The organism is Sphingomonas sp. SAFR-052, assembly GCF_051965015.1.
Taxonomy (GTDB): Bacteria; Pseudomonadota; Alphaproteobacteria; order Sphingomonadales; family Sphingomonadaceae; genus Sphingomonas.
Genome location: NZ_JBQCMO010000027.1, coordinates 1 through 3,197, shown reverse-complemented (window position 1 = coordinate 3,197; position 3,197 = coordinate 1). Strand labels below are relative to the sequence as shown.

The following is a 3,197-nucleotide window of genomic DNA, read 5'->3' as shown; positions in this document are numbered from 1 at the left end:
TACACCAGCCCGGCGCAGTTCGAACAAACCGCGCCACGCTGAGCAAATGCCTCTCCATTTGAGCGGGGCAAGTCCACAGTTGCTCAGGAAAGGCTTTGGTGCGGCCGTGCGACAAAGGCGGGAATGATTCGTCGTAACAGTTACTAGCGGCGGTACAGTAAAAGCGTCCCATCCATTATATCCAGGGGAAGTGGATATGCGTGGACAACAGCGCAACGCAGCGGGACCGGAGCGCAATGCGGCGCCGGGCGGGCTGCTGCGATTCTGCAGCGACGACCTGCCGGAGGCGGATCGCGTCGCACAATGGCGGGAGGTGGTGGGTCGCACGCTGACCGGCTGCACCCCCTCCCCACTCGACGGCGGCGCGTTAAAGGTCGACTTTGCCTGCATTGCTGGGGATATGACGCGCGTCGCTGTGACCAGCCTCCAGGACATTCGCAACCATCGCGACCGCGACTGCCTGCGCGACGGCGCTGAAGACCTCGTGTTCTTCTCGTTGCTCGGCGGCAAGGGCCGACTAGATCATCGAGACCGGCGGACGGTGCTGAGGCCTGGCGAGGGCGTCCTTGCGCAATTCGACCGAACGATAGACACCAGTTGGACGCGTGCCGACCTGATGCTAATTCGGCTGGCACGTGAGGCATTACGCGGCGTCGATCCTGAGCTGGTGCTGGGGGCGTTGCACGCTGCGTCCGCCTCGCTCATGCGGCTGCTGCAATGCTATGCCCGTGTCGCATGGGAAGAGGCGAAACAGACAGGGGCGCTCGCGCCGATCGCCGACCGCCATATCGCCGAACTGATAGCTGCCTTGTGCACGCCACATGCGGACGAGGCATCTGTCCTCGCCCGCCCCGCCGCAGGCGCCGCCCGGGTTGCAGCCATGCTAGAGGCGATCCGGCGCGATTATGCCAATCCGTGCCTGACGATGCGCGATGTTGCCGCCATTGTCGGCATATCGGAACGCGCGGGTCATCTGGCTTTCGAGAAGGCGAAACTGAGTTTTTCCGAAGAATTGTACCGGACCCGCCTCGAACGCGCCCGAGAGCGGTTGCTTGCAGACAACGCGCGTGTGATCGACGTCGCCTTTGCGGTAGGATTTTCTGACAGCTCCCATTTCTACCGATTGTTCAAACGGGCGTTTGGCTACAGTCCGAGCGATTTACGGACTCGCTGAGCCTTCATGGACCTATGATTGTAAATACTGAAAGGCTCGCCGACTGTTCGGCGAGCCTCCTTATTGTTATAGCAATGGCCTATCAGATAACCGGATCGGCCGTAGTCGTCGCAGTACCATAATAATAGTATGTCGTTCCGTCGACTTCGCTCGAACCAAGGTAAGCCAGCCCAGTGATTCCGGTGAAGTTGACCTGACCACCAGGCCCCTTGGATGGGTCGCTCGAACTGGGGCCAGTCGTACCTGATGTGTCGAGAACAGCGTTGCCGCCAAACGTAACGGTATTGTCGCCATCACGGTCAAACAATTTCCGCGTAGTCACGAACAGATCATCATCACCGAAGCCTGTTACGGTATCACTACCTAGGTTCAGGCCGAGGCCATTGTCGTGAAACACAATCTTCTGACCACCGCTGACATCGATGATGTCGTTTGAAACGTCGCCTTCGATGACGTTTGCTTCGCCGAAGGTATCGAATAGGGTGAATAGCGTTCCGGCGTCGGCGTAGACGTGGTTGCCGCCCTTCTCCCCAAGATATCGCAACAACAGGATCGCGTTCTCGTTCTCGCCAACAATCTGGAAATGATCCTCGCCCGCGTTGCTTCGCGAACTACGATCGATGTCGAGAACCCCATTCGGTCCGAATGCGATGAAGCCGTCGCCATTCCCGTCAAAAATCTTCTTGCCGTTAAGGATGGAATCATCGCTTCCAAAATTGACGAAGCTGTCATTCCCTACTTTTCCGTTGGCAATGACATAGGCGTGCGAGCCGCCGCCTGCATCATAAACGTCTGCGATTCCATTGGCGACGACGGCAACCTCGGTAGCCGATGTAATCAGAACGCTATTATTGCGAAAACCCATGACACACCTCGTCCGTAAGTGTTTGCCCATGGGTAAAGGCACCTCATGGGGCGGTACGCATACAGCTCGCTGCTAAAGGCGAATTCTTGTTGTGCACATAGTAAGCCGACGTTACCGGACAATATCCAGTTACATAGGTTAGTGTTTGTAAAATGTGCTTTTATTTTTGCGGAGACTATACCCTAAATGGAGTATGGGACTGAAGCTTACTCTGAACGGAGTAGGCCAGCTTTGCTGTATCATACGGATGGTGGTCAGACCGGCATTCAAAAGGCCCGCTATCGACCGCCGATGGACCGCAAGCGGCATTCCGAAATAAATAGAGTGCCGTAGCCACTTGCCCTGATGGCCGACTAATACCACAACCGGGCCGTAGCTCGCCCTTCAGCATAGCTGCAGCTAGTTTCATGAACTGGGGTATGCTGACACTATATGGACAGCAATCTGTAAGCGATGGTCCGTTATATAGCTGGCAACAGCGATATCGCCGATTCTAAATTAAAGATGTTGGCGCCATTTCTGGTTCGTGCGATCTTGATTAGAATTACAAGCCAATCGGAATTCGATGTCCACCTTAAAGGCATCGGGAGAGATTATGGTCGCAGTTCGCGACACGACACATACGGTCGCCTGTCGCCAGCAGGAAATGCTAGCGACGTTCGCTGAGTTTGCGCTCAAGTCGGAAAACGTTGACCTGATCATGCGTGAGGCGTGCCGCTGCGTGTGCGAAGCGGTTAAGGCAGACATGGTCCTCATGTACCGACTGAGTAACCAAGCTCGCAGGGTTATATTGCGAGCGGGTGTGGGAATAGGCGAGCTGCACGTTGGCGGGACAGTAGCTCGGCGGGATGATGGGTCATTAGAAAGCGCGCTTCTCGACAGCGGCGAGCCCGCCATCGTGCCGAACATCGATATCGAGACCAGGCTCGAAACGAAGAACCTTCTACAACGCTTCGGGCAACGTGGGTTAGCGTTACTGCCATTACTCGATGGTCCCGGCACTCCTGTGCTCGGCCATCTACATATCAGTACACGAGAGCCGCGCGACTTTTCGCCGGATCTTCCGTTCCTTCGTATCTACGCTAGGTGTTTGATCCCACGGTTTGATGGTGCGATCCTTTCGTTCGAATGGAAGGAGGCCGTATGGGACAGGTACGT

The 3,197-nt window shown here is 56.2% G+C and carries 3 protein-coding genes; 2 read left to right on the top strand and 1 reads right to left on the bottom strand.

The annotated features are described in order from the left end of the window. Positions 1-196: 196 nt before the first annotated feature. Positions 197-1,174, top strand: coding sequence for an AraC family transcriptional regulator (locus tag ACTHQV_RS19125; protein ID WP_440492305.1), 978 nt, complete (start codon positions 197-199; stop codon positions 1,172-1,174). Between the two features lie 82 nt (positions 1,175-1,256). On the opposite strand, the gene ACTHQV_RS19120 is transcribed toward ACTHQV_RS19125, so the two are convergent. Then, positions 1,257-2,039: a hypothetical protein gene (locus tag ACTHQV_RS19120; protein WP_440492304.1), complete on the bottom strand. Its 783-nt coding sequence runs from the start codon at positions 2,037-2,039 to the stop codon at positions 1,257-1,259. A 595-nt stretch (positions 2,040-2,634) separates the two neighbouring features. Between ACTHQV_RS19120 and ACTHQV_RS19115 the strand changes: the two genes are divergently transcribed. Beyond that, positions 2,635-3,197: hypothetical protein (locus ACTHQV_RS19115; RefSeq protein WP_440492303.1), on the top strand; the 563-nt coding region annotated here is incomplete at its 3' end.